General features: G+C 71.8%; 20 protein-coding genes and 1 pseudogene. 14 read left to right on the top strand and 7 right to left on the bottom strand.

The features are described 5' to 3' along the window. Positions 1–4 precede the first annotated feature (4 nt). The 6 genes from ribH to ACIOHC_RS38405 all read left to right on the top strand — a co-directional run bounded on the left by ribH (position 5) and on the right by ACIOHC_RS38405 (position 4,878). On the top strand, positions 5–490 hold the full coding sequence (ribH, locus tag ACIOHC_RS38430; RefSeq protein ID WP_351084345.1) for a 6,7-dimethyl-8-ribityllumazine synthase: 486 nt from the start codon (positions 5–7) through the stop codon (positions 488–490). Positions 491–525: 35 nt separating this feature from the next. Beyond that, the gene (locus tag ACIOHC_RS38425) at positions 526–798 is read left to right on the top strand and encodes a phosphoribosyl-ATP diphosphatase (RefSeq protein WP_073739434.1); all 273 of its coding nucleotides are present in this window, start codon (positions 526–528) and stop codon (positions 796–798) included. Between the two features lie 83 nt (positions 799–881). Continuing rightward, entirely contained in the window at positions 882–1,730 is an 849-nt protein-coding gene (hisG, locus tag ACIOHC_RS38420; protein WP_351084342.1) for an ATP phosphoribosyltransferase, read from the top strand. 34 nt (positions 1,731–1,764) lie between these two features. Further along, positions 1,765–2,229: a PH domain-containing protein gene (locus ACIOHC_RS38415; RefSeq protein WP_351084340.1), complete on the top strand. Its 465-nt coding sequence runs from the start codon at positions 1,765–1,767 to the stop codon at positions 2,227–2,229. A 184-nt stretch (positions 2,230–2,413) separates the two neighbouring features. Next, positions 2,414–3,784 carry a hemolysin family protein gene (locus tag ACIOHC_RS38410; RefSeq protein ID WP_351084338.1) on the top strand — a complete coding sequence of 457 codons (1,371 nt, stop codon included), beginning with the start codon at positions 2,414–2,416 and terminating at the stop codon, positions 3,782–3,784. Continuing rightward, complete coding sequence (locus ACIOHC_RS38405) at positions 3,781–4,878, top strand: hemolysin family protein (protein WP_351084336.1); 1,098 nt, start codon at positions 3,781–3,783, stop codon at positions 4,876–4,878. Before ACIOHC_RS38410 ends, ACIOHC_RS38405 begins: the two co-directional genes overlap by 4 nt. Before the next feature lie 57 nt (positions 4,879–4,935). On the opposite strand, the gene ACIOHC_RS38400 is transcribed toward ACIOHC_RS38405, so the two are convergent. Together ACIOHC_RS38400 and ACIOHC_RS38395 are read right to left on the bottom strand one after the other, a co-directional pair. Next, the gene (locus ACIOHC_RS38400) at positions 4,936–6,843 is read right to left on the bottom strand and encodes an AAA family ATPase (RefSeq protein ID WP_351084334.1); all 1,908 of its coding nucleotides are present in this window, start codon (positions 6,841–6,843) and stop codon (positions 4,936–4,938) included. Between the two features lie 360 nt (positions 6,844–7,203). Beyond that, positions 7,204–7,833 (bottom strand): hypothetical protein, encoded by a 630-nt coding sequence (locus ACIOHC_RS38395; RefSeq protein WP_351084332.1) that lies wholly within the window; start codon positions 7,831–7,833, stop codon positions 7,204–7,206. 175 nt (positions 7,834–8,008) lie between these two features. On the opposite strand from ACIOHC_RS38395, the gene ACIOHC_RS38390 reads away from it, so the two are divergent. Both ACIOHC_RS38390 and ACIOHC_RS38385 read left to right on the top strand, forming a co-directional pair. Next, complete coding sequence (locus ACIOHC_RS38390; RefSeq protein WP_365694249.1) at positions 8,009–9,373, top strand: peptidase C39 family protein; 1,365 nt, start codon at positions 8,009–8,011, stop codon at positions 9,371–9,373. A 245-nt stretch (positions 9,374–9,618) separates the two neighbouring features. Continuing rightward, positions 9,619–9,777 (top strand): SCO1431 family membrane protein, encoded by a 159-nt coding sequence (locus ACIOHC_RS38385; RefSeq protein WP_351084328.1) that lies wholly within the window; start codon positions 9,619–9,621, stop codon positions 9,775–9,777. 100 nt (positions 9,778–9,877) lie between these two features. Here ACIOHC_RS38385 and ACIOHC_RS38380 read toward each other — a convergent pair whose 3' ends face one another. After that, positions 9,878–10,423, bottom strand: a complete 546-nt coding sequence (locus ACIOHC_RS38380; RefSeq protein WP_365694251.1) for a hypothetical protein — start codon at positions 10,421–10,423, stop codon at positions 9,878–9,880. Here ACIOHC_RS38380 and ACIOHC_RS38375 point away from each other — a divergent pair. Next, a pseudogene (locus tag ACIOHC_RS38375) lies at positions 10,343–11,086 on the top strand (FtsK/SpoIIIE domain-containing protein); the annotation flags it as partial. The gene ACIOHC_RS38380 and the pseudogene ACIOHC_RS38375 sit on opposite strands and share 81 nt — an antisense overlap. Positions 11,087–11,294: 208 nt before the next feature. Here the strand turns inward: ACIOHC_RS38375 and ACIOHC_RS38370 are convergent. From ACIOHC_RS38370 to ACIOHC_RS38360, 3 genes are all read right to left on the bottom strand, one after another. Further along, entirely contained in the window at positions 11,295–12,545 is a 1,251-nt protein-coding gene (locus tag ACIOHC_RS38370; protein ID WP_401846204.1) for a S8 family serine peptidase, read from the bottom strand. Continuing rightward, on the bottom strand, positions 12,542–15,871 hold the full coding sequence (locus ACIOHC_RS38365) for a right-handed parallel beta-helix repeat-containing protein (protein WP_401846201.1): 3,330 nt from the start codon (positions 15,869–15,871) through the stop codon (positions 12,542–12,544). The genes ACIOHC_RS38370 and ACIOHC_RS38365 overlap by 4 nt, the downstream gene beginning before the upstream one ends. 431 nt (positions 15,872–16,302) lie before the next feature. Further along, complete coding sequence (locus ACIOHC_RS38360) at positions 16,303–17,574, bottom strand: glycoside hydrolase family 18 protein (protein WP_351084320.1); 1,272 nt, start codon at positions 17,572–17,574, stop codon at positions 16,303–16,305. Positions 17,575–17,949: 375 nt separating this feature from the next. Between ACIOHC_RS38360 and ACIOHC_RS38355 the strand changes: the two genes are divergently transcribed. Continuing rightward, the gene (locus ACIOHC_RS38355; protein ID WP_351084318.1) at positions 17,950–19,122 is read left to right on the top strand and encodes an acyl-CoA dehydrogenase family protein; all 1,173 of its coding nucleotides are present in this window, start codon (positions 17,950–17,952) and stop codon (positions 19,120–19,122) included. Between the two features lie 463 nt (positions 19,123–19,585). Here the strand turns inward: ACIOHC_RS38355 and ACIOHC_RS38350 are convergent, their stop codons facing one another. Beyond that, positions 19,586–19,975: a hypothetical protein gene (locus ACIOHC_RS38350; protein ID WP_351084316.1), complete on the bottom strand. Its 390-nt coding sequence runs from the start codon at positions 19,973–19,975 to the stop codon at positions 19,586–19,588. A 203-nt stretch (positions 19,976–20,178) separates the two neighbouring features. On the opposite strand from ACIOHC_RS38350, the gene ACIOHC_RS38345 reads away from it, so the two are divergent. The 4 genes from ACIOHC_RS38345 (at position 20,179) to fxsA (ending at position 24,306) form a co-directional block, all read left to right on the top strand. Further along, a complete protein-coding gene (locus tag ACIOHC_RS38345; protein ID WP_328892807.1) occupies positions 20,179–20,619 on the top strand; it encodes an Lrp/AsnC family transcriptional regulator in 441 nt (146 codons plus the stop codon). A gap of 46 nt (positions 20,620–20,665) precedes the next feature. Next, positions 20,666–22,312, top strand: a complete 1,647-nt coding sequence (locus tag ACIOHC_RS38340) for an amidohydrolase (protein ID WP_351084314.1) — start codon at positions 20,666–20,668, stop codon at positions 22,310–22,312. A gap of 550 nt (positions 22,313–22,862) precedes the next feature. Next, complete coding sequence (locus ACIOHC_RS38335; protein WP_351084312.1) at positions 22,863–23,630, top strand: polyprenol monophosphomannose synthase; 768 nt, start codon at positions 22,863–22,865, stop codon at positions 23,628–23,630. Positions 23,631–23,715: 85 nt separating this feature from the next. After that, complete coding sequence (fxsA, locus tag ACIOHC_RS38330) at positions 23,716–24,306, top strand: FxsA family membrane protein (RefSeq protein ID WP_401846196.1); 591 nt, start codon at positions 23,716–23,718, stop codon at positions 24,304–24,306. The last annotated feature ends 136 nt before the right edge of the window (positions 24,307–24,442 follow it).

Below are 24,442 nucleotides of genomic sequence, written 5' to 3'. Positions count from 1 at the left end.
AGACATGAGCGGCAAGGGCGCACCCGAACTGTCCGTACGCAACTGCGGTGACCTGCGCGTGGCGGTCGTCGCCGCGCAGTGGCACGAGAAGGTCATGGACGGACTCGTCGACGGCGCCCTGCGCGCCCTGCACGAGCTCGGCATCGACGAGCCGACCCTGCTCCGGGTACCCGGCAGCTTCGAACTCCCGGTGGTCGCCAAGGTCCTCGCCGGCCGGGGCTACGACGCGATCGTCGCCCTCGGAGTGATCATCCGCGGCGGCACCCCGCACTTCGAGTACGTGTCCCACGGGGTCACCAACGGTCTCACCCAGGTCGCCGTCGACACCGGAGTCCCGGTCGGGTTCGGCGTACTCACGTGCGACACCGAGGAGCAGGCGCTCGACCGGGCCGGGCTGGACGGGTCCAACGAGGACAAGGGGCACGAAGCCGTCACCGCGGCCGTCGCCACCGCCGCCACGCTGCGCACCGTCAGCGAGCCCTGGCGCTGAGTGGAGGGGGTGGACCCCGTACCCTAAGGACCATCATGGCGAACAAAACCTTTGAAGAGCTCTTCGCCGAGCTGCAGCTCAAGGCCGCCGACGGCGACCCCTCCACCTCCCGCACCGCCGAGCTGGTGGACAAGGGCGTCCATGCCATCGGCAAGAAGGTCGTCGAAGAGGCCGCCGAGGTCTGGATGGCCGCCGAGCACGAGAGCAAGGACGCCGCCGCCGAGGAGATCTCGCAGCTGCTGTACCACGTCCAGGTGATGATGGTCGCCCGCGGGATCTCGCTCGACGACGTCTACGCCCACCTCTGAGCACGACCTCCGCACCGCACTCCGTACGACCGCACATCGCATACCCGGACAAGACCCCCTCCTCGCAAAGGAAACCTGACCTCATGCTGCGCATCGCCGTCCCCAACAAGGGTTCACTCTCCGGGCCTGCGATGGCGATGCTCCATGAGGCCGGCTACCAGCAGCGCAAGGAGTCCAAGGAGCTCGTCCTCGTCGACCCCGAGAACGAGGTCGAGTTCTTCTACCTGCGGCCCCGCGACATCGCGATCTACGTCAGCTCCGGCCGCCTCGACATCGGCATCACCGGCCGGGACCTGCTGCTGGACTCCGGCGCCGACTCCGAGGAGATCCTCCAGCTCGGCTTCGCCCGCTCCACCTTCCGTTACGCCACCAAGCCCGGCACGGCCCAGGGTCCGCAGGACTTCGACGGCAAGACGATCGCCACCTCCTACGAGGGCATCGTCGCCAAGCACCTCGCCGACGTCGGTGTCAACGCCTCCGTCGTCCACCTCGACGGCGCGGTCGAGACGGCCATCGAACTCGGTGTCGCCCAGGTCATCGCCGACGTCGTGGAGACCGGCACCAGCCTGCGCAACGCCGGGCTCGAAGTCATCGGCGAGCCGATCATGAAGTCGGAGGCCGTCGTCGTCCGGCGCACCGGCGCACCGGACGACGACCCCAAGGTGCGGCAGTTCCTCCGCCGCCTCCAGGGCGTCCTGGTCGCCCGCTCCTACGTGATGATGGACTACGACTGCCGTGTCGAGCACCTGGAGCGCGCGGTCGCCCTCACCCCGGGCCTGGAGTCGCCGACCATCTCCCCGCTGCACCACGAGGGCTGGGTCGCCGTCCGTTCCATGGTCGCCGCCCGGGAGGCCCAGCGGATCATGGACGATCTGTACGATCTCGGGGCCCGCGCCATCCTCACCACCGCCATCCACGCCTGCCGCCTCTGACGGCCGGCGACCACCGGAAGACAGAAGAAACACGATGTCCGCCCCCACGCCCCGGCCCGAACTCCCCGCACTCCCGGTCACGTTCCGGCCGACCCGAACCCGGGTGGTCCTGCTGACCGTGGGGGCGGCGATGTTCGTCGTCATCACCGTCATCGCCATGACCCTGGAACAGCTGAGCGCGGGGGAGCGGTCCAGCTTCGTCTTCACCGCGCTGCTCTTCTTCGGCGTGCTGGCGCTGCTCAGCCGCCCGAAGGTGGTCGCCCACGAGGACGGGGTGACCGTGGTCAATCTCACCCGGACGCGTCGGCTGTCCTGGGCCGAGATCCTCCGTGTCAACCTGCGCGTCGGTGACCCCTGGGTCTTTCTCGACCTGAGCGACGGGACCAGCATGCCCGCCCTCGGTATCCAGCCGGGAATCGCCAAGCAGCAGGCCATCCGCGACGCCCGCACGCTGCGCGCCCTCGCCGAGAACCGCGGCACCGGTACGGACAACGGCTGAGCCCCCTGCCCCGCAGGGCCGCTTCTTGTTTACTCTGGAGGACGGCGGCGCTCCGCGCGCCCCGCCCCGCACGAGAGGTCCATGAGGCCGGCGGGGCTTTCCTGCGACCCAAGGAGTGACTCCTTCCAGCAATGGACGGATCGTCCGGTAGTACCTGCGCCGCCCCTTCCCCGGAGGCGGCGGAATGACCATCCCCCTGCTGCTGCTCGGCGCAGCGTTCCTTCTCATCCTCGCCAACGGATTCTTCGTGGCAGCCGAATTCGGGCTCGTCACGGTGGAGCGGCCGGACGCCGAGCGCGCCGCCGCAGCGGGCGACCGGCGGTCCCGCACCGTCGTCGAAGCCCTGCGCGAACTCTCCTTCCAGCTCTCCGGCACCCAGCTCGGCATCACCATCACCTCGCTGGTGGTCGGCATGCTCGCCGAACCGGCACTGGCCCAGCTGCTGGACGGCCCCCTCACCGCCACCGGTCTGCCCGACGGGGCCGTGTCCGGCATCAGCGTGCTGATCGGGATGATGGTGGCCTCCGCCGTACAGATGGTCATCGGCGAACTCGTGCCGAAGAACTGGGCGGTCTCCCGGCCGCTCCAGGTCGCCCGGTTCGTGGCCGGCCCCCAGCACCGGTTCTCCGCCGCTCTCCGGCCGGTGATCAGCCTGCTGAACACCGTCGCCAACCGGATGGTCCGGCTGCTGGGCGTCGAACCCACCGATGAGCTGGCCTCCGCCCGCACCCCCGGGGAACTGGTCTCCCTGGCCCGCCACTCGGCCGAGGCCGGCACCCTCGAACAGGACACCGCGGATCTCTTCGTACGGACCCTGTCGCTCGCCGGACTCACCGCCCAGCACGTCATGACCCCACGGGTGAAGGTCAGCGCCCTGCAGTCCTCGGCGACCGCGCAGGACGTCCTCAACCTCACCCGCGCCACCGGCCTCTCCCGCTTCCCGGTCTACCGGGAGCGCATCGACGAGGTCATCGGCATGATCCACCTCAAGGACGCGCTCGCCGTGCCTGCCCAGGACCGGCTGCGCACCTCGGCCGGCCGGATCGCCGTACCGCCGCTGCTGGTGCCCGAGACGCTGCCCGTCGAACAACTGCTCCAGCGGCTGCGCAACGAGCAGCCCATCGCCGTCGTGGTCGACGAGTACGGCGGCACCGCCGGAGTGGTCACCCTTGAGGACATCATCGAGGAGCTCGTCGGCGAGGTCCGGGACGAGCACGACGCCGAAGGCGCCGACCGGCCCGAACTGGCCCCCGCCGCTCCCGAGGACGGCCGCCCGGCCTGGGAGGCCGAGGGCAGCTGCCGGGTCCTGACCCTGCGCCGGATAGGACTCGACGTACCCGACGGCCCGTACGAGACCGTGGCCGGACTCGTCGCCGATCTGCTGGGACGCATCCCCGCCCCCGGTGACCGGGCCGAACTGCCCGGCTGGCGGATCTCCGTCCGCCAGGTCGGCCACTACCGCGCCGAGAAGGTCCGCTTCGTACGCACGGTGGAGGCGGCCGATCCGGTGACCGCGGCCCCGCTGTCCCAGGACGCACTGGAGGCCGTGCGATGAGCCTCGTCCAACTGCTCTTCGCCGGGCTTCTCGTGCTGGCGAACGGCTTCTTCGTCGGAGCCGAGTTCGCGCTCGTCTCCGTACGGCGCAGCCAGATCGAACCGCTCGCGGCGGCCGGTTCGGGCCGGGCCCGCCGGACGCTGTACGGGCTGGAGAACCTGCCGCAGATGATGGCCGCCGCCCAGTTCGGCATCACCGTCTGCTCGCTGACCCTCGGCGCCGTCGCCGAACCGACCGTGGCCCATCTGCTGGAGCCGGTCTTCCAGACGATCCACCTGCCCGAGGGCCTCATCCATCCGCTCGGCTACGTCCTGGCGCTGGTCTTCGTGGTCTTCCTCCACCTCGTCATCGGCGAAATGGTCCCGAAGAACCTCGCGATGGCGGCGCCGGAGAAGACCGCGCTCTGGCTCAGCCCCGGCCTTGTGGGCTTCGCCCGTGTGTGCCGCCCGGTCACCTCCGCGCTGGGCGCCTGTGCCCGGCTGGTGCTCCGGCTCTTCGGTGTCGAACCGAAGGACGAGGTGGAGGCCGTCTTCACCAGCGAGCAGCTCAACCGGCTCGTCGAGGACTCCGGTCAGGCCGGGCTGCTGGAGCCGGAGGCGCAGGAGCGGCTGGAGGACGCGCTGGAGCTGGGCAGCAGGCCCGTCACCGACGTGCTGCTCAGCCGGGCCTCACTGGTGACGGTGGACCCCTCCGTCACACCGCGCCGGATCGAGGAGCTGACCGTACGGACCGGCTACTCGCGTTTTCCCGTGTGCGCGGAGGGCGGCGGCCCGTTCATGGGCTATCTGCACGTCAAGGACGTGCTGGACCTGGAGGACGGCGAGCGGGCCGTCCCCCAGCACGTGTGGCGGCCGATGGCGACCGTGCGGGCCGAGCTGCCCCTGGACGACGCCCTGACCGTGATGCGCCGCGCGGCGACGCATCTGGCGCAGGTCGCCGACGCGTCGGGCCGGGTCCTGGGTCTGGTCGCCATGGAGGACGTGCTGGAGATGCTGGTCGGTGAGGTACGCGACCCGGCCCACCGGGTCTCCGTGCCCCGCCGGACGGCGGAGACGACCACCGGCCACGGCGAACTCACCGCAGCGGTCCGCTGACCACGCCGTGCTCCGCGATGCCGGAGGGCCGACCCCGGCCCTCCGGCATCGCCCACGTCACAGCGTCGGCGGCTCCTGCGGCCCCCGGTCCACCGGCCCACGGCCGGACAGCACCTCGCCGTACGCCTGCATCAGGTCCGGCAGCCGCAGCGTGGCCAGGTCGTCCCGGCCCGGCTCGGCCGCGTAACCGGAGAGCCGCAGGTCGCGGTAGGCGCAGCTCTTCTCGTACAGCGTGCGCAGGAACCGCCCGTTGCCCAGCTCGTCGATCCAGCCCTGCTCGACCACATGGCCGCTGATGGAGCGCAGCTCCTCCAGGGACTCCTCGTCCCACGCGTCACCGTTCTCCGCGGCCAGCACCTCACCGATCGAGGTGAGTTCCAACGGCCGGTAGCTCGGGAAGTCCACCCGGGTGGTGAACCGTGAGGAGAGCCCCGGATTGGTGGCCAGCAGCCGGTCCATGCCTTCCGGATAGCCCGCGAGGATGACGACGAGATGGTCCCGGTTGTCCTCCGCACGTTTGAGGAGGACCTGGAGGGCCTCGTCGCCGTACGCGTCGCCCTTGCTGTAGCCGGTGTTGGAGAGGCTGTACGCCTCGTCCACGAAGAGCACCCCGCCGAGGGCCGAGTCGATCAGCTCATTGGCCTTCACGGCGGTCTGCCCGAGGAACTCGCCCACCAGATCCGCGCGCTGGGCCTCGACGAGATGGTCGCCCCCCAGCAGGCCGAGTGCGTAGAAGACCCGGCCCAGGATGCGGGCCACCGTGGTCTTACCGGTCCCGGAAGGGCCGGAGAAGACGAAATGGCGTTTGGGCGGCTGCACGGGCAACCCCTGGCCGGCCCGCAGGCGCGCCATGTTCAGTTGCGCCGACAACGCCTTGACCTGGCGCTTTACGGGCTCCAGGCCGACCATGCGCTCCAGCTCCGCCAGCGCTTCGGCGAGCAGCACCGGATCGCTGGACCCGGCGGGGAAGGGCGCCGACGGCTGACCGGGCACCGCCGTCTTCCGCCGGGTTCCGCCGGACGGCGGCGGCATCCCATTGCCCACGAGCCCCGGGATCTCGCCACCGGGCCGCAGCTCCCGCCCGTCCACCAGATCGGTGCCCAGCAGCGACTCCCCGTCCGGCTGCGCCTCCGCCACGGTGTCCGTGCCCAATCCGGCCAGGGACAGGGCGGTGAGACCGGCCTCGTCGCTGCCTTCGAGACCGTCGTAGTCCGCGATCGCGGCGAGCCGTGCCGAGGTGTCCATGAACGCGGGGTCGATCCGGTGCACCGCCCGGTAGAGCGGCAGGGCGGCCGCGCTGCGGCCGGTGCCCTCGTGCGCGCGGGCCAGCCAGTAGCGCAGCTCCTTGCGCTGCGGCTGTTCGCTCCGGCAGCGCATCAGGGCGGTGGAGAGCAGCGGTTCGGCCTGTCCGTACATCTCCAGCCGTACCCGTGCCATCCCGCCGAACAGCCCCGCCTCGATGCCGAGCATCGGATCGTCGATCAGCTGCTCGGTGTGGCGCACGAGCTGGTCCCAGTCCTTGACCAGATAGGAGCGGCAGGCGTGCAGGAAGCGCACCTGCGGGTCCGCGTCCACCGGCGGGAGGCCGGCCAGCGCGCGGTCCAGCTCGGGGACATGGCGTCCGTCCAGCCAGTGCGAGGCGTGCGCGAGGAGCAGATCGCGCGGGCTCTCCAGCACCGGTTGCACCCACCAGCCCAGCCAGTACCAGGAGTTGAGCGTGCGCCGATGGCGGGTGCGCTGCTCGCCGAAGCGGTCGCGATGACGGTACATGCGCAGCAGCGCCGTCGTGGTGTCGATCCTCAGCGCATGGAGGCCGAGCCAGCCGTCCGCCATGCCGGGATCGATCCGTACCGCAGCCCTGAACTCCTCCTCGGCCTGTGGGTAGGCGCCCATGGTGTAGGCGTCCACGCCGCGCAGCCAGGCGAGGTCGGCCGGGGCCTGTGCGCCCTGCGTGCCGATGTCCATCTGGTCCCCCACAAACCGTGCCCCCAGGATGTCCCGCCGCACGACCCGCCCGCCGAGGCGCGCCGAATCACTGGGCCACGGACGGGAATTGACCGCACCGAGAGGCATCGTACCTGCGCAGGGAGTGTGCGACTAAGAGCGTCGTAGGCAGAAGGGAGACCGTGACCGAGGGTGAGCGGAATCCGTCTAACCGGCGTACGGGCGGGGGTGCGAGGGCAGAACGAAGCCCCCGATCACGGGGGAACAACCGGGGGCTTCGTGTCCGCGAGGGCTCCGAAAAGCCGCACATTGAGAACGTAAGACCTGTACCGCCCTCGGGTCAAGCGGAGTTGAGGTACTTCCGAGCCGATTTCCGGGCACTCAGGACAGGGGGACGACGTGCTCACGATCCGTGACGGAATGGTTCGCTCCTGCTGCCGCGCCGGGCCCCTCCAGCCACTCGTACCCCACGGGCAACTGCCGTATCAGGGCATCCGCGTGGGAGCGCGAGGGATCGGCCGAGAAATGCTCCGCCTCGGCCGCCGTCCACCCGTCCCAGAAGGCCGAAAGGGCCGGCCCGTCCCGGCGGCGGCCCCGTGCCCAGGACTCCGCGGCGGCGAGATCCATCCACAGCAGCCGCGCCAGGTGGGGGCGCAGGGCCCTGCGGCCCGCCCCCACTCCTTCGATCAGGACCACCGGTGCGGGCTCCAGGGCGCGTGGCGCCGTGAACGTCCGCGCGGTCCAGTCGTACGGCGCGTAGTGCGCGCGCTCCCCGCGCGACAGCGGCCCGATCACCTGCTCCCGCAGCCGGTCCACCCAGGTGAAGAAGGACTCATGGGTGGCCAGATCGTCCAGATGCAGGACGGGGGCTCCGTCGAGCGCGGCGGCGAGGCGGGACGCGAAGGTGCTCTTCCCCGATCCCGCGTGGCCGTCGACGGCGATCAGCCGCACCGGCCCGCAGGACGGCGCCAGGGCGCGGAGCCGGGTGGCGAGGGGTGCGAGGTCGTTCATGCGCCCCAGCTTACGAGCCGCTCGGAAACAAGCGCAGGTCACGCCAGTGGATCAGACCAATATTGGTTTCCTGGCATGGGGCGAATCGCTGGCCGAATCCGGCCGCGACCCGCGATAGTTGGCGCACTGTCGTGCACCCGCAACCCCATTCCGCCTACGACCGGGGGTCTCGCCCATGAACAGACCGACCTCGCGCAGGACCGTGCTGACCGCCGCGCTCGCGGCAGCGGCCACCGCCGGTACGGTGTCGTCCGGCTCCGCGCACGCCGCCGTCCCCTCCGCCGCCCCGCCCCGCACCCCCTCGGCCGCCTCGTCCGTGGACAACCACTCCTGGCACACGTACAGGGACTGGCGCAGCGGTTCCGGCGCCGGGACACGGGCCGTCGCGGGCCGTCGCCCCGGCCTGGTGATCGGCCACGCCGAGGGGCGCACCGACTACCCGGATCCGCACACCGGCGCGACCGCCACCTGGGAGTACGCGACCTGGACCTCGCCCGTCCACCGGTCCGCCGTCCCGGCGACCGAGGTGATCGCCTCGTGGAACGCCGACACCCCGGAGGGCACCTGGATCCAGATCGAACTCCAGGGTCGCTACTCGGACTCCACCTCGACACCGTGGTACGTCATGGGCCGCTGGGCGGCGGGCGACGGCGACATCCGCCGGACGTCCGTGGACGACCAGACCGACGGCAGGAGTTCCATCTGGACCGACACCTTCTCGGTGGACGACGCGGCCGGCGGGCTGCGGCTGGACTCCTACCGGCTGCGGCTCACGCTCCACCGCACACCGGGAACCCGTCTCACCCCCACCGTCTGGCGGATCGGCGCGATGGCGTCCGACATCCCGGACCGCTTCACCGTGCCCGCCAGCACCCCCGGCCTCGCTCGGGAACTCCTGGTGCCGCGCTACTCGCAGAACATCCACGCGGGCCAGTACCCGGAGTACGACAACGGCGGCGAGGCCTGGTGCAGTCCCACCTCCTCACAGATGATCATCGAGTACTGGGGACGGCGGCCCACCGCCGAGGACCTCGCCTGGGTGGAGCCGGGGCTGGCCGACCCGCAGGTCTGTCACGCCGCCCGGTTCACGTACGACTACCAGTACGAGGGCTGCGGCAACTGGCCGTTCAACGCCGCGTACGCGGCGACCTACCACGGCATGAGCGCGGTCGTGACCCGGCTCGGCTCGCTGACGGACCTGGAGACGCTGATCCGGGCCGGCATACCGGCCATAACGTCACAGTCCTTCCTCAAGGAGGAGCTCACCGGCGCGGGGTACGGGACCTCCGGCCATCTGATGACCGTGATCGGGTTCACCGCGGACGGTGACGTGATCGCGAACGACCCGGCCTCGCCGAACGACGAGGCCGTGCGCCGGGTCTACAAGCGCCGGGAGTGGGAGAACATCTGGCTCCGCACCAAGCGCTACGACGCGAACGGCAAGGTCAGGAGCGGTACGGGCGGTGTCTGCTACCTCTACTGGCCCGCTCGTCCGACACCGGCTCAGCGCCGGGTTCTGAGGTCGTTCGGCCTGCTGTGAGCCGGGACGACGTGGGCGCCGCGATGTCGGCGGCGGTGTGGTTTCCGCCACGAGCGGCGTCCGCGGCCCGTCCCTCCCGGCGTACCCGCCACCGGTCCCGGAGCGGGATCCGGCCGTCCGTCGGCGTCCACCGACACGGAACCGGGTCCCGGGGCAGTGACGGACGTCTCTGCCCCCGGGGCCCGTGATTCCGGCACTGTGGTCGGGCCCTCGGGGGGCACCCACTGCCGACCGGGCGAGATGCCATGACCGCTACTGCTGCCAAAGCCGCCACCGCCCCGGCCACCCGCCGCCGTGCGCGGACCGGCGGTCCCGGGGACGGACCGAAGCCCCTGGAGACCGTGCTGGGGTGGATCCTCGTCGTGGTGATCGCCGTGTTCGTCACCCGGGCCGGCCTCATGTGAGAAGCCGGCCCCGGTGGGTCAGGACCGGCAGGCCACCTTCATCTGGGCGGCGGCGTGGTGGGCCTTCTCCCAGCCCTTGGACCAGTCGTCACCCGCCCGTTCAGCCGCCGGAGGAACGGGTGTACCAGCCGTCGCTGTAGTAGCCGTCCTGCTGGAACCCGCCGCCGGCGGGGGTGGGGCAGCCATGTCCGGCCACGCCGGTGTAGACCACCGTCGACTGCGGCGCGGCCTTCTGCGTGGTGCCGGTCGATGCGCTTCCGGTGCCGGTGTCGCTCCCGGTCGTGGTCGTCTTTCCGCTGGTGGTCGTCTTTCCGCTGGTGGTCGTCTTCCCGGTCGTCTTTCCGTCCTCGGCCGGCTTCCGGTCGGTGGCGCCGGCTCCTCCGGTGTCCCCACCCTCGTTGATCGGTCCGGATCCGTGCGCACCGTCGACGGAGGGGCCGCCGTCCTCCTTGATGCCCTTGCCGGTCGGTGAGTGCTTGCTCCGGTCCTCGCGGGGCGAGGGCACCGCGGACGCGAACGCGCCGGGTAGGTCCCCCGTGCCGGAGCCGAGAACGGTACCGGGTGGCAGCTCCCGGAGCCGGAGCGCACCGAGGGGCTGCGCGTCCCGCTCGGCCTGGACGAGGAGACCCTCTCGCCCGTCTGGCACGACTTCGGCCGCACGCCACACCTGATCGGCGTGGGCGACAGCGAGAGCGGCAAGACCAATCTGCTGCGCCTGCTGGTCCGTGCCATCACCGCGCGGTACACCGCGGCCGAGGCACGCATCCTGGTGGTCGACTACCGACGCGAACTCGTCGACGCCGTACCCGAGGAGTACCGCCTCGGACACGTCGTCGCGGTCGACTCCCTGCGCGAACTGGTCGGCGGCGCGGCCCGCGCCATCAAGACCAGGCTCCCCGGTCCGGACATCGCCCCGTCCCGGATGCGGCGGTGCGACTGGTGGACCGGCCCGCGGCTGTTCGTCCTGGTCGACGACTACGACATGGTCGGTGGCACCGGCTCCTACGACCACCCGTTCGCCCCCCTCCTGGACCATCTCGCGCTCGGCCACGAGGTCGGTCTGCACGTGGTCGCCGTGCGCTCGGCGACCGGCGCGGGCCGTGGTCTCAACGACCAGTTGCTGCGCCGCCTGGACGAGGTCAACACCCCCGGCATGCTGCTGTCCTGCCCGCCGTCGGAGGGCTATGTGTTCGGCAACGTGAAGCCGCGCAATCTGCCGCCGGGCCGGGCCCAGTACATCGTCCGGCGCAAGGCCGCCCTCGTGCAGACCGCACTGGCGGACGAGCCCGGGACGCCGCCCGCGGGCTGATCCGGCCCGATCCGGACGAGAGGCCCGAGGGCCCCGGGGTGCCGCACCCCGGGGTCCTCGGGCCTCCGTACGCCCGCTCACGGCCTGGTGGACGATGGAGAGTGGATCAGCGAGCGGCTTCATGCGGCTTTTGAAACCAAGGCGACGACAACGCCGGAGGCAAAGTCGCATGGCGCGGGGAGCCCGCTCGCCATCGTGCACCAGGCCGTCAGTCGCCCGGCGTAGCGGTCCCCGCCCCGGCCACCCGACGGCGGGCCGCGGGACGCCAGCCGCGCGAACGGCCGCGGGGCACGATCAGCGCGGCCCAGGCGACCAGCAGCGCGAGGGAGCCACCGGCCACCGTGATCCACACCGCCCTGCGGGTGGCGCCCTCGCTGCCGTTCCCCGGCGGCAGCACCACGGAGTCGTCCCGCTCGGCCCGGGTGTGCTCGGCCGGATCCTGTACGGAGGTGACGGCGGCGTACGGGTCCAGGTGCGGCACGTCCGCCGGATAGGCGGTGCGGGTCAGCCGTCGTGCGGTGGCCGCGGCCGAGAGCTCCGGGTGCGCCGACCGTACGAGGGCGGCCGTGCCCGCGGCGTAGGCGGCGGCGAACGACGCGCCCGAACCGATGAAGTGCCCTCCTCCGCGCGGCCCGACGCCCACGACCCCGTCGCCGGGGGCGGCGAGATCCGCGCCGAGCGTGGCCGGTGCGTTGTCCGGACGGGCGCCCCGGGAGTCCATGTCGATGACGGAGAGCACCCCGGGCGCCGACGCGGGCCAGTAGTCGCGCGGCGGCTCGGGCTCCCGGCCCGGGGACGAGCGCATCGGGTCGGGGGTCGCGGCGGCCACGATCAGCGCGTCATGGGCGGCCGCGTACCGCACGGCCGACGCGAGCGCGGGCGAGCCGGAGGCCAGCGCGGGGGAGACCTGGACGACCTTCGCCCCCGCGTCGGTCGCCGCCCGGATTCCGGCGGCGACCGACGCAGCGGTCGCGGTCCCGCGCTCGTCCGTGCCCCGTACCGCGATGATCCGGGACTCCTGGGCGACGCCCGCGACGCGCACGTTCTCGGCGGGGGCCGCCGCGATCAGCCCGGCCACGAACGTGCCGTGGCCGACACAGTCCGTCCCGGCTCCACCGACCACCGAGACCCGGCCCGCGAGGGTGGGCGCGTCGGTCGAGACCCCGGTGTCCACCACCGCGACCTTCACCCCCGCCCCCTTGCCGAACGCCGAGGTACGGGCGAGCTGGAGGTTCTGCTGCTCCCACGGCACCGCCGTGGCCCGCGCCTTTGACCCACCGGTGCACGGATCACCGGCTTCGAGCCGTGCGGGCATCACCGGCAGCCTGACCTTCTGCCCGTCGGCCGCGGTCGCGGGACCGGCTCCCGGCAGGACCAGAGCCGCGGCGAGGAGCGCCGCGGCTCGAAGGCGACCGGTGCGGCGCCGCAGGCCGCACCGTCCACGGGGGCGGGGCGTCATCCGGGCACCGCCTGCGGACGCACGACATCCTCCGGGAGCAGCAGCCGCAGATCGTCCAGACCCGGTGCCGCCATGGCGCTCACCCGGCCCGCCTGGCGCGTCATCATGCCTTCCAGTACCTGCCGGGCCAGCCGCGCGTTGCCGAACGAACGGTCCCTGGGCAGCGCGTCGAAGTACTCCCGCATGACGGCACCCGCCCCCGCACCGCACTCGTATCCGGACGCGGTCGCGTGCTGGCGGACGATGGTGACCAGCTCGTCCGAGGAGTAGTCGGCGAACTCCACCCGCCGGGAGAACCGCGAGGAGAGGCCGGGGTTGGACGCCAGGAAGCGTTCCATCTCACCGGTGTAGCCGGCGACGATCACCACCACCTCGTCGCGGTGGTCCTCCGTCAGCTTCAGCAGCGTGTCCACCGCCTCACGGCCGAAGTCGTTGCCGCCCGAGGCGCCTTCCGGAGTCAGCGTGTACGCCTCGTCGACGAACAGCACCCCGCCCCCGGCCCGGTCGAACACCTCCCGGGTGAGCTGGGCGGTGTGTCCCACGTACCGGCCGACCAGGTCCGCCCTGGCCACTTCGACGAGCTGACCGCGCGGCAGCACACCGAGCGACTTCAGCAGCTCGCCGTAGAGCCGGGCGACCGTGGTCTTGCCGGTGCCGGGCGGCCCGGTGAAGACCAGGTGGTGGCTGATCCGCGGCGCGGGCAGCCCGGCCGCCTCCCGCTTCTTCGCGGTGGCCAGCAGATTGACCGGATCGGTGACATCACGTTTGACGGCGGCCAGCCCCACCATGTCCCCGAGCCGGGCGAGCGGATCGCTCTCCGTCCCGCCGTCGGCCGTCTGCCCGGACACCGCGGCGGCGGCCTCCTCGCCGACGTCCTCGGGCAGCAGCCGGGTGAGGTCCAGTTCATCGGCGTCGGGGAGCGCGGCCAGCCGGTACGCCTGACGGTCCACCATTTCCTCGAACACCTGCCGGGCGGCCCGGCCGTTGCCGAAGCCGGCGTCCCTGGGCATCCGCTCGAAGTGCGTGGCGAGCGCGGTGAGTGTCGACTCGTCGAGCTCGTACCGGTGATGGGCACACATGCTCTCGATGATCGAGACCAGTTCGGGGACCGCGTAGTTCTCGAACTCGACCGTACGCGAGAAGCGCGAGGCGAGCCCCGGGTTGGAACCGAGGAAATCACGCATCTCGTCGGCGTATCCGGCGGCCACCACGACCACGTCGTCGCGGTGGTCCTCCATCAGCTTCAGGAGCGTGTCGACGGCCTCACGGCCGAAGTCTGCGCCCGAGCCCCGCCCGTCCGACAGCAGGCTGTACGCCTCGTCGATGAACAGCACCCCGCCCAGGGCCCGTTTGAACGTCTCGGTGGTCTTGATGGCGGTTCCGCCGACGATCTGCGCCACCAGGTCCGCGCGCGAGACCTCCACCAGGTGACCGGAGGGCAGCGCACCCAGTTCGGCGAGGATCGCCCCGTACAGCCGTGCCACGGTCGTCTTGCCGGTGCCGGGCGGCCCGGAGAGGACCAGATGGCGGCTCATCGGCGGAGCCGGCAGGCCGAGGCGGGCACGCCGCTGGGCGAGCTGGATCAGATTGACCAGCGTGCGCACCTGGTGCTTGACGTTCTCCAGGCCGATCAGCGCGTCGAGTTCGGCCAGCGGGCCGCCCTCGCGGGCCGTCCCGGCATCGTCCCCCGAGGCGCCCGTCCCGGCCGGGTCGGTGCCCTCGGCCTCGCCGGGACCCCAGGCGTCCCGCTTGCCGTTGCCCGTACTGGTCAGCTGCTCGACCGCCAGCCGGTCGCCCGCCAGGGCCTGCACCAGACCGCCGCCCTCGTTGTCCCGGGCGGTGCAGTTGACCACCGACACCGCGGCCGTGGTCTCCACCCGGAAGCCGTCCCGTCCCGAGCCGCCGACCTCGCAGGCGGTGAAGGCGCCCCGGCCGCCCTGGGCCGGCAGCACACCGTGTCCCGCCGCTGCGGTGAACCGCAGCCGGGTCGCGGTCAGTTCGCCGCCGTCCTCGACCAGGACACCTGTGTCCGTGGACTCCTGGACGTCGCAGTCCCGGACGGTGACACTGCCGCCCGCCGCCACGGAGATGCCGTGCGCGGCGCCGCGCACGGCGCCCCCGCCGACGTAGACGCTGCCGTCGTCGGCGACCCGGATCCCGGCGTCACCGGGGCGGTCGATCTCGCAGTCCTCCAGCCGGCCGCGGCCGTCCTCGACGACCTCCACGCCGTTCCCCTTCGGCGCGCCGATCCCGGCCCTGCGCACCAGAGGGTTGGCGCCGGACCGTATCCGGACGCCCGTGCCGCCGGCGTCGAGCACTTCGAGGCGGTCCAGCTCGGCGACCGACTCCTCCTCCAGCAGTACGCCCGTCTGCGCGCAGTCCCGGACGGTCAACCCGATCAGCACCGGGGACGCCGAGCCCCGCACATGCAGCGCGGCGTCCTGCGCCGAGTCCAGCCAGCAGTCCTCGAAGGTGCCCCGGGCCCGGTCCGACACGAGCAGCCCGGGGCCCTTCGTACGGGCGGTGCGGCACCGGCGCAGCAGCGGATCGGTACCGCCCGACAGGACGATGCCCGGCCCGCTCGTGCCGGTCACCCGGATGTCCTCCAGCACCGTCCGGGCCGACGAGGAGAGGTGGAGGCCGACACTGGTGTCGTGGACCACGGTCCGCAGCACCCGGGTGGTGCTCTGCTCCTCCAGCGCGATGGACGGCTTGTCGGTGGAGGAGATGTCGCACTCCTCGACCGAGCCCTGGCCCTCGCCGTTGGCGAGAACCCCGTTGGCGCGGGCGTCGCGGATGGTGCAGCCCCGCAACGTGATCCGGCCGCGCTCGCCGATCACCACACCCGAGGTGCCCAGGTGCTCCACCGTGCAGGACTCGGCGGAACTCTCCACCACCGAGGTCACCACCAGCCCCGCGCCGCGCGGATTGCTCACCCGGCAGTCCCGCAGGGCCACCGAGCCGGCACCGCGGGCCGGCAGGGCGGTCCACGAGGCGCCGGTGATGTCGCAGCCGTCCATCGCGATCTGACCGCGCGGGGTGTCCACGACCGGCAGCTCCTCGTCCCGGCCGCGCAGCACCAGGTCGGTGAGCATCACGGCTTCGGCCTGGAGCACCACGGCGCTGCCGTGCGGCGGGCATATCTCGACGCTGCCGCGGGACTGCTCGGCGACGACGGTGACGGGGACGGTGATGACCAGACTCTCGGCATAGGTGCCGGAACGGACGCTGATCACCGCGCCGTTGCGCGCCCTGGCCAGCGCCTCCCCGATCGTTCGAAAGCCGTCGGGCCGCTCTGGGCAGACCGTCAGAACCTGGCGTGACAAGCGGAATCCTCCTCCTTGGGGCCACACCTCGGTCCGGGGAACACATTGTCGGAGTGGGTGCGGCACCATCATGCCGGAGTGGGTCGCGGGAGCTTCGTCCGGAGCGGGAACGCCGCGTGAACCACCGCCGGTCGGACCCTTTTGGGGCCGATCCGACGTGGACGAAACGGGGCGGAAGGCCGATCGGCCCGCCGCCCCGCTCCTTCTGTCGTGACCTCTTGTCCGGATCGTGCCGGGCCCGCGTGCCCCGCTCGCCGATCCGAGGACCTAAGGGGTGTCCCGTAATCCCTGGCGGGCGCGCGACGACAGCTACGGCACCTCGCCGCGTTGTCGGAAAGTCCGCATACATCCAGTATGCGGACGTCCCTCCGCCTTGCGATGCACCGCATCTGACGCCGCGCACTGATCCACCACGGATTACGGGACACCCCTTAGTCGATGGCCTTGATCAGCTCGCCGTCGGAGGTGTCGCCGCTGAGCTCCCAGAAGAAGGTGCCGCCCAGTCCCTGCTGGTTCTTGTAGGTCATCTTGGTGGCGATGGTGGCCGGGGTGTCGTAGCTCCACCAGTTGGTGCCGCAGTGCGCGTACGCCGTACCGGCGACGGTGCCGGTCGCCGGGCAGCTGTCCTTGAGCACCTTGTAGTCCTCGATGCCTGCCTCGTAGGTGCCGGGTGCGGCGCCGGTCGCGGTGCCGCCGGGCGCGTCCTGGGTGACCCCGGTCCAGCCGCGGCCGTAGAAGCCGATGCCGAGCAGCAGCTTCGAGGCGGGGACGCCCTGGGCCTTCAGCTTGTCGATGGCGGCCTCGCTGTTGAAGCCCTCCTTCGGGATGCCGCTGTAGGAGGTCAGCGGGGAGTGCGGAGCGGTCGGCCCCTTGCCGTCCCAGGCGCCGAAGAAGTCGTACGTCATCGGGTTGTACCAGTCGACGTACTTCGCCGCGCCGCCGTAGTCGACGGCGTCGAGCTTTCCGCCGTCGGAACCGTCGGCGGAGATCGCCGAGGTGACGAGATGGTCCGCACCGAACCTGGAGCGCAGCGCGGCGAGCAGGTTGCCGTAGGCGTCACGTCCGCTGGTGTCGCAGGTCAGGCCGCAGGCGTTGGGATACTCCCAGTCGATGTCGATGCCGTCGAAGACATCGGCCCAGCGGGGGTCCTCCACCAGGTTGTAGCAGGACTCGGCGAAGGCGGCCGGGTTCTTCGCCGCCTCGCCGAAGCCGCCGGACCAGGTCCAGCCGCCGAACGACCAGATGACCTTGAGGTCCGGATGAAGCTTCTTCAGTTTGCGCAGCTGGTTGAAGTTGCCGCGCAGGTCCTGGTCCCAGGTGTCCGCCACACCGTCGACCGACTGGTCGGCCGTGTAGGCCTTCTCGTAGTCGGCGTAGGAGTCGCCGATCGCGCACTTGCCGCCGGTCACGTTGCCGAAGGCGTAGTTGATGTGCGTGAGCTTGTCGGCCGAGCCCGAGGTCTCGATGTTCGCGACGTGGTAATTGCGCTGGTAGACACCCCAGTTGGTGAAGTAACCGACCACCTTGTCACCGGCCGCTGTGGGGGCGGCCCGGTCGGCTGCGGGGGCCGCGGCCCGCGGGGTGGGGGCCGCGCCGGCCGGTGCGGTGCCCGCGACACCCAGCAGGGCGGCGCCGAGGGCGGCGGTACAGGTGGCTGCGGCGAGCGCCTTGAAACGGGCGCGGGGATACTGCGGTCCAAACATCTTGTCTCCTCGTGGGGGAGGGAACTCGCGAGTGGGGGGCGTGCTTCCGGCCGTCCGGTCGAATTGGCATGAACGCGGAAAGTCCGGTTGGGGTGGAACCGTAGATGGACTAGACCAGTTGGGTCAATGGTTCGGACCAATCTCGGTGATCGTCCCGCCCGCCGCCGAGTCGCTCCGCCACCCCGTGACGGATATCGTCCGATCGGGCATACTCAAGCCGCCACAGCCGCTGGCCAGCAACTCTCGTAATCCGAGGGGTGGGCATCGGTTGAGCAGCAGTGCTCTTCCGGGCCCCGCCCGGAAGCCCCCCGGCGGCGCCGCCCACACCCCGCGCGCGCGACCGTCGCAACGCCCGACAGGGAGGAGAGCGCCGTCATGTCCGACCGTGCCCCGCAATTGGTGGAACGCCGTCTGCCCACCGAGGAGTCCCGGCAGCTCGTCGCACTCGTGCGCGACATAGCCCAGCGAGAGATCGCGCCACGGGCGGCCGAGGAGGAGGACGCGGGCCGGTTCCCGCGCGAAGTCTTCACCCTCCTCTCCGAGTCCGGACTGCTCGGGCTGCCCTACGACTCGGCCCACGGCGGTGGTGACCAGCCGTACGAGGTCTACCTCCAGGTCCTGGAGGAGCTCGCGACCGCCCGGCTCACCGTCGGTCTCGGCGTCAGTGTCCACTCCCTCGCCTGCCACGCCCTCGCCGGATACGGCACCAAGGAGCAGCAGGCCGAACACCTCCCGGCGATGCTCGGAGGGGGTCTGCTGGGTGCCTACTGCCTCTCCGAACCCGCCTCCGGCTCCGACGCCGCCTCGCTCCGCACGAAGGCCGTACGGGACGGCGACGACTGGGTCCTCACCGGCACCAAGGCGTGGATCACCCACGGCGGCATCGCCGACTTCTACACGGTGCTCGCCCGCACCGGGGTCGAAGGCCCCCGGGGCATCACCGCCTTCCTGGTCCCGGGCGACGCCGAGGGGCTGAACGCGGCCGCCCCCGAGAAGAAGATGGGCATGAAGGGATCGCCCACCGCCCAGCTGAACTTCGACGGCGTACGGGTCGCCGACGCGCGCCGGATCGGCGAGGAGGGGCAGGGCTTCGCGATCGCTCTGTCCGCACTCGACTCCGGCCGCCTGGGCATCGCCGCCTGCGCGATCGGAGTCGCCCAGGCGGCCCTGGGCGAGGCCGTCGCCTATGCCACCGGACGGCAGCAGTTCGGCCGTCCCATCGCGGACTTCCAGGGCCTGCGCTTCATGCTCGCCGACATGGCCACGCAGATCGAGGCGGGCCGCGCGCTGTATCTGGAGGCGGCCCGGCTGCGCGACGAGGGAAAGCCCTTCTCGCGCCAGGCGGCCATGGCCAAGCTGTTCTGCACGGACGCGGCCATGCGGGTCACCGTCGATGCCGTCCAGGTGCTCGGAGGATACGGCTACACCCTCGACTTCCCCGTCGAGCGGCTGATGCGCGAGGCCAAGGTGCTGCAGATCGTCGAAGGCACCAATCAGATCCAGCGGATGGTCATCGCGCGCCACCTCGCGGGTCCTGAGACACGCTGATCCGCAGCGGCCGCTCCGACCACACGGGCGTCGTCATGATCCGGTTCCACTCCTGGTCGAGGCGGCCCGGCAGGGTCCGGCCGGAGCCCTCCCAATGACGCAGCAGGGCCCGGTAGATGGGCGGATCGGTGGAGTGCGGCACCGTTCGCGGTGCCGGCCGGGGAGGCGCGGGCTGCGGCACCGGCTGTGAACCGGGCTGCGGAACCGATTCTTCGGCGGTGGGATCGGCGAGACGGAGACGACCGGGACCGGCCGTTGAATGCAGCGGGGTCATGCCTGGCCAACGGCGTCGGGCGGGCCCTGGTCACTGCCCGGCCGATTCGCGAGCCCGTTCGCCCGGGTCCCCGGGCGGCGGAGTCTTCGGCAGCGGGCACCACGCCGGTCGGGCCGTCGTGGTGCGGCACAGCTGTGTCGTGCGGACCCGGAGGGGTCCGGGCGGTCCCGCGCGGACGCGGGGGCGGTCTCAGGCGGCTTCGCGCCGTATCCGCAACGGTCGCGACCCGGGGCCGCCGGCGTGCGAGAACGGCTGCATCCGCCAGTCGAACCCCTGAGGAAGCGTCAACAGCAGCCCCGTCTCCTGCTCCTGGAGGTCGAGCGACTCGTCGGCGGGCCGGGCGTGCGACGCCGCGCGGCCCGTGCCGTCGCAGACCGTCAGGACGAACGGGTTCCACGGGGTCGGGCACAGCGCGTGCTCCGGCAGTACGTCCTCGTCCGCCAGCAGCGCGATCGGCTGCGCGCAGTCCGGGCAGATCACTCGGTACATCTCGAGCGTGTCGTACGCGTCGGGAGCGATGTCCTCGACCGGATCAGCGGGATCCGGCTCGGTACGACGGGTGAGCTTCAGGCTCTGCATGGGAAATTCCCCCCTCGGGTGGGCCGACAAGGCGCCACGGCCTCGACCACAGCAAGCACTTCCCGTCGTGCCTCGGCCGTAACCGCCAGTGGGGTGGCTACCGCCCCGTAAACCTGTGGCATTCGTCACATGCTCGCCTCGGGTGCCCTTCCGGGGTCCTCGCCGCTGTGCCTGGAGGCGCCCGGGGCAATAGATTGATCCACATGGAGGAGCTGGACCGACAGATCGTGGAGTTGCTCGTCAAGGACGGGCGGATGAGCTACACCGACCTGGGCAAGGCCACGGGCCTGTCCACCTCGGCCGTTCATCAGCGTGTCCGCAGGCTGGAGCAGCGCGGGGTGATCCGGGGCTATGCCGCGGTCGTCGACCCCGAGGCCGTCGGCCTGCCGCTCACCGCCTTCATCTCGGTGAAACCCTTCGACCCGAGCGCGCCGGACGACATCGCGGACCGGCTCGCGGGCGTCCCGGAGCTGGAGGCGTGCCACAGCGTCGCGGGTGACGAGAACTACATCCTCAAGGTGCGGGTCGCGACGCCGCTGGAGCTGGAGCACCTGCTCACCCGGATCCGTTCGCTGGCCGGCGTGTCCACCCGGACCACCGTCGTCCTCTCCACGCCGTACGAGGCCAGGCCCCCGCAGATCTGAGGGGGCCGCGGAGCGGGCGGGTCCGGGCAGGCGCGAGACTGGTCCCATGACCGAGAGCACCGCCCCCCAGAGCGAACACCGCACCGTGCTGCTGCGCGGTGGAGACGTCCACAGCCCCGCCGATCCGTTCGCCACCGCCATGGTCGTCGAACGCGGCCATGTCGCCTGGGTGGGCTCGGAAGGAGCCGCCGACGCCTTCGCGAGCGGCGTCGACGAGGTGATCGACCTCGAAGGCGCGCTGGTCACCCCCGCCTTCACCGACGCCCATGTCCACACCACATCGACCGGACTGGCCCTCACCGGCCTCGACCTCTCCGGTGCCCGGACCCTCGGCGAATCGCTCGGTCTGCTGCGCGCGTACGTGGCGGCGCACCCGGCGGACCGGGTCGTCCTCGGTCATGGCTGGGACGCCACGCGATGGCCGGAGCAGCGCCCGCCGTCGCGCGCCGAACTCGACGCCGCCGCCGGTGGACGGCCGGTCTACCTGCCCCGTGTCGATGTGCACTCGGCGGTGGTCACCACCGCCCTGCTCGATCTGGTCCCGGGGGTCACCACGCTGACCGGGTACCACCCCGACGCCCCGCTGACCGGCGCCGCCCACCACGCGGTGCGCTCCGCGGCCCACGGCGCCGTCTCGCCGCAGCAGCGCGCCGACGCCCAGCGCGCCGCCCTGCGCCACGCCGCGTCGCTCGGCATCGGCACTGTCCACGAGTGCGGCGGCCCCGACATCTCCGACGAGGAGGACTTCGTCGCGCTGCTGAAGCTCGCCGCCGCGGAGAACGGACCGCGGGTCTTCGGGTACTGGGCCGAGCGGGTCGCCGACGAGAAGGACGCGCGTCGCGTCCGGGAACTCGGCGCGATCGGCGCCGCCGGGGACCTCTTCGTCGACGGCTCCCTCGGCTCGCACACCGCCTGCCTGCACGAGCCGTACGCCGACGGTCCGGCCGGACATACGGGTACCGCCCACCTGGACGCGGCGGGGATCGCCGCCCATGTCACCGCCTGCACCGAGGCCGGGCTGCAGGCCGGCTTCCACGCCATCGGCGACGCGGCGGTCACCGCCGTGGTGGAGGGCGTCCGGGTCGCCTCCGAGACGCTCGGCCCGGCCCGGATCCGGGCCGCCCGGCACCGTGTCGAGCACGCCGAGATGCTCACGCCCGAGACCGTGGCCGCCTTCGCGGAACTGGGCCTGACCGCCTCCGTGCAGCCCGCCTTCGACGCGGCCTGGGGCGGCGAGGAAGGCATGTACGTCCAGCGGCTCGGGGCCGAGCGGGCCAGGACCCTCAACCCGTACGCGGCGCTCCTGCGGGCCGGCGTGCCGCTGGCCTTCGGCTCGGACAGCCCGGTGACCCCGCTGGACCCGTGGGGCACCGTGCGGGCCGCCGCCTTCCACCGCACGCCCGAGCACCGGATCTCCGTGCGGGCCGGCTTCACCGCTCACACCAGGGGCGGCTGGCGGGCCGTCGGTCGCGACGACGCGGGGACCCTGGTGCCCGGCGCCCCGGCCGACTACGCGATCTGGCGCACCTCCGACCTGGTGGTTCAGGCACCGGACGACCGGGTGGCCCGTTGGTCGACCGACCCGAGATCGGGAACGCCCGGACTGCCGGATCTCACCCCGGGCGCGGAGCTCCCGGTCTGTCTTCGCACCGTGGTCTTCGGACAAACGGTCTTCGTACGGCCGAACGAGTGACGTCCGGACATTTCGCACCGCCGATCGAAGAAGCCCCTGTTCCGTCGCGACCTGCGGATCTTCGCTACTGACCAGGCAAGTTCCGTAAACATTGCAGGTCAGGCGGCTATTGACAGAACGCGCCCACCGGCCGGTAGGTTCGGCCGAGTCCACCACAGGACGTCCGACCGGTTAAACCTCCACGCAGTCGTCGAACGCCGCTGGGTCATGGGGTGGTGTGCCGCACCGGCGCACCACCACTGACAGCCAGGTTCAGCGCCCGCGCCTCGGGGGCGAGGGAAGGTTTCAGCCGGACGGTAGGTGCGACCCGGGTGGGGCCCGGACGTTCAGTAGACAACGGCTCTAGGTCGATCCGCAGCCAGCGGGTCCCGGGTCGGCCCGAAGGGCGCTGGGCCCCCATCCGTAGTTCCGTCGCTCTCCCCTCAGGGAGTCTGTCCGCACTTCCCTCCATCTGTCCGCGGCAGTGCCCGTTCCCGGCCGACCGTGTCGGCAACGGGCCCCCGCGCGCTGGATATGGTGTGCACCTGCGTACGGACTTAAGGGGCAGTAAGTGAACGACGGCGGTCAGAGGCGATACGGCCCGCTGGGCAGAACCCTGGTGATCATTCCGACCTACAACGAGGCCGAGAACATCAAGCCGATCGTCAGCCGGGTGCGCGCCGCTGTGCCGGAAGCCGACATCCTGGTCGCCGACGACAACAGCCCCGACGGCACGGGGAAGATCGCCGACGAGCTCGCCTCCGCGGACAGCCAGGTCCAGGTGCTGCATCGCAAGGGCAAGGAAGGGCTGGGTGCGGCCTACCTCGCAGGGTTCGACTGGGGCATCGAGCACGGTTACGGCGTGCTCGTGGAGATGGACGCCGACGGCTCCCACCAGCCCGAGGAACTGCCCCGGCTGCTCACCGCGCTCAAGGGCGCGGACCTGGTGCTGGGCTCGCGCTGGGTGCCGGGCGGACGCGTGGTCAACTGGCCCAAGTCCCGCGAAATGATCTCCCGTGGCGGCAGCACGTACTCCCGGCTCCTCCTCGGCCTGCAGACCAGGGACGTCACCGGTGGGTACCGGGCCTTCCGCGTCGAGACCCTGCAGGGCATCGGTCTCGACCGGGTCGCCTCGCAGGGCTACTGCTTCCAGGTCGACCTGGCCCGCCGCGCCATCGATGCCGGATATCACGTGGTCGAGGTTCCGATCACCTTCGTCGACCGTGAGATCGGTGACTCGAAGATGAGCCGCGACATCCTGGTCGAGGCGCTCTGGCGGGTCACCTCGTGGGGGGTCACCTCCCGTACGAACCGGGTCCTGGGCCGCAAGGCGATCTGATCCGGCGGGGGCGGCGGGCTCCGGTCCGCCGCTCGTGATCACCCCCATACGCCGCTCGGACGCGCGTACGGGCACACTGGGGACCATGACGACCGGCAGCACACCGCCCCCGACCGCCCCGAGGCGTTCACGCGCCCGCACCTTCGTCCCCCTCGCCATCGCCGCCTGGGCGGTGCTGGAGATCTGGCTGCTCACCGTCGTGGCCGACGTGGCGGGCGGTTTCACCGTGCTGCTGCTTCTGGTCGCGGGGATCGTGCTCGGGGCCGCGGTGATGAAGCGGGCCGGCCACCGGGCCTTCCGCAACCTCACCGAGACGCTCCAGCGGATGCCGGGGCAGCCCGGGGCCGCCGCTCCGCAGACCGCGCCCCAGGGAAGCAGGGGCAATGGCTTCCTGATGCTCGGCGGGCTGCTGCTGATGATCCCGGGGCTGATCTCTGACGTCGCGGGGCTCCTGCTGCTGGTGCCGCCGGTCCGTTCGGCGCTGGGCCGGTACGCGGAGCGGTCGCTGGAGCGCCGGATGCGTGCGGCGACCCCCGGCAGCCTCTCCGACGCCTTCCAGCAGGCCAGGATTCACCGGCCGGACGGAAAGGTCGTGCAGGGTGAGGTCATCCGTCAGGACGGCGCACAGCCGGGTTCCCGTCCCGACGAGGGCCCCCGGCCGCCGCTGACTTCCTGAGCACCGACCCGCGACGCGACAGAGCCGCGGGGGGGGGGGCCCACCAAGCGGGCGGCGCCGACCCCCGGCGCGGGGCGCCCGGCCGCCAGCCCCCCCCGAGACGACACCGAGGCCCAGCGCGGGCGGCGCGGAGGCA

It is taken from the genome of Streptomyces sp. NPDC088252 (genome assembly GCF_044740965.1).
GTDB lineage: Bacteria > Actinomycetota > Actinomycetes > Streptomycetales > Streptomycetaceae > Streptomyces.
Note: the sequence above shows the minus strand (reverse complement) of the source record. Positions and strands in the feature narration are given on the sequence as shown.

What these genes read in the sequence shown, in the direction of transcription:
- ribH (WP_351084345.1), top strand. Translation starts at nt 5, where the DNA reads ATGAGCGGCAAGGGCGCACCCGAACTGTCCGTACGCAACTGCGGTGAC.
- ACIOHC_RS38425 (WP_073739434.1), top strand. Translation starts at nt 526, where the DNA reads ATGGCGAACAAAACCTTTGAAGAGCTCTTCGCCGAGCTGCAGCTCAAG.
- hisG (WP_351084342.1), top strand. Translation starts at nt 882, where the DNA reads ATGCTGCGCATCGCCGTCCCCAACAAGGGTTCACTCTCCGGGCCTGCG.
- ACIOHC_RS38415 (WP_351084340.1), top strand. Translation starts at nt 1,765, where the DNA reads ATGTCCGCCCCCACGCCCCGGCCCGAACTCCCCGCACTCCCGGTCACG.
- ACIOHC_RS38410 (WP_351084338.1), top strand. Translation starts at nt 2,414, where the DNA reads ATGACCATCCCCCTGCTGCTGCTCGGCGCAGCGTTCCTTCTCATCCTC.
- ACIOHC_RS38405 (WP_351084336.1), top strand. Translation starts at nt 3,781, where the DNA reads ATGAGCCTCGTCCAACTGCTCTTCGCCGGGCTTCTCGTGCTGGCGAAC.
- ACIOHC_RS38400 (WP_351084334.1), bottom strand. Translation starts at nt 6,843, where the DNA reads ATGGACATCGGCACGCAGGGCGCACAGGCCCCGGCCGACCTCGCCTGG.
- ACIOHC_RS38395 (WP_351084332.1), bottom strand. Translation starts at nt 7,833, where the DNA reads ATGAACGACCTCGCACCCCTCGCCACCCGGCTCCGCGCCCTGGCGCCG.
- ACIOHC_RS38390 (WP_365694249.1), top strand. Translation starts at nt 8,009, where the DNA reads ATGAACAGACCGACCTCGCGCAGGACCGTGCTGACCGCCGCGCTCGCG.
- ACIOHC_RS38385 (WP_351084328.1), top strand. Translation starts at nt 9,619, where the DNA reads ATGACCGCTACTGCTGCCAAAGCCGCCACCGCCCCGGCCACCCGCCGC.
- ACIOHC_RS38370 (WP_401846204.1), bottom strand. Translation starts at nt 12,545, where the DNA reads ATGACGCCCCGCCCCCGTGGACGGTGCGGCCTGCGGCGCCGCACCGGT.
- ACIOHC_RS38360 (WP_351084320.1), bottom strand. Translation starts at nt 17,574, where the DNA reads ATGTTTGGACCGCAGTATCCCCGCGCCCGTTTCAAGGCGCTCGCCGCA.
- ACIOHC_RS38355 (WP_351084318.1), top strand. Translation starts at nt 17,950, where the DNA reads ATGTCCGACCGTGCCCCGCAATTGGTGGAACGCCGTCTGCCCACCGAG.
- ACIOHC_RS38350 (WP_351084316.1), bottom strand. Translation starts at nt 19,975, where the DNA reads ATGCAGAGCCTGAAGCTCACCCGTCGTACCGAGCCGGATCCCGCTGAT.
- ACIOHC_RS38345 (WP_328892807.1), top strand. Translation starts at nt 20,179, where the DNA reads ATGGAGGAGCTGGACCGACAGATCGTGGAGTTGCTCGTCAAGGACGGG.
- ACIOHC_RS38340 (WP_351084314.1), top strand. Translation starts at nt 20,666, where the DNA reads ATGACCGAGAGCACCGCCCCCCAGAGCGAACACCGCACCGTGCTGCTG.
- fxsA (WP_401846196.1), top strand. Translation starts at nt 23,716, where the DNA reads ATGACGACCGGCAGCACACCGCCCCCGACCGCCCCGAGGCGTTCACGC.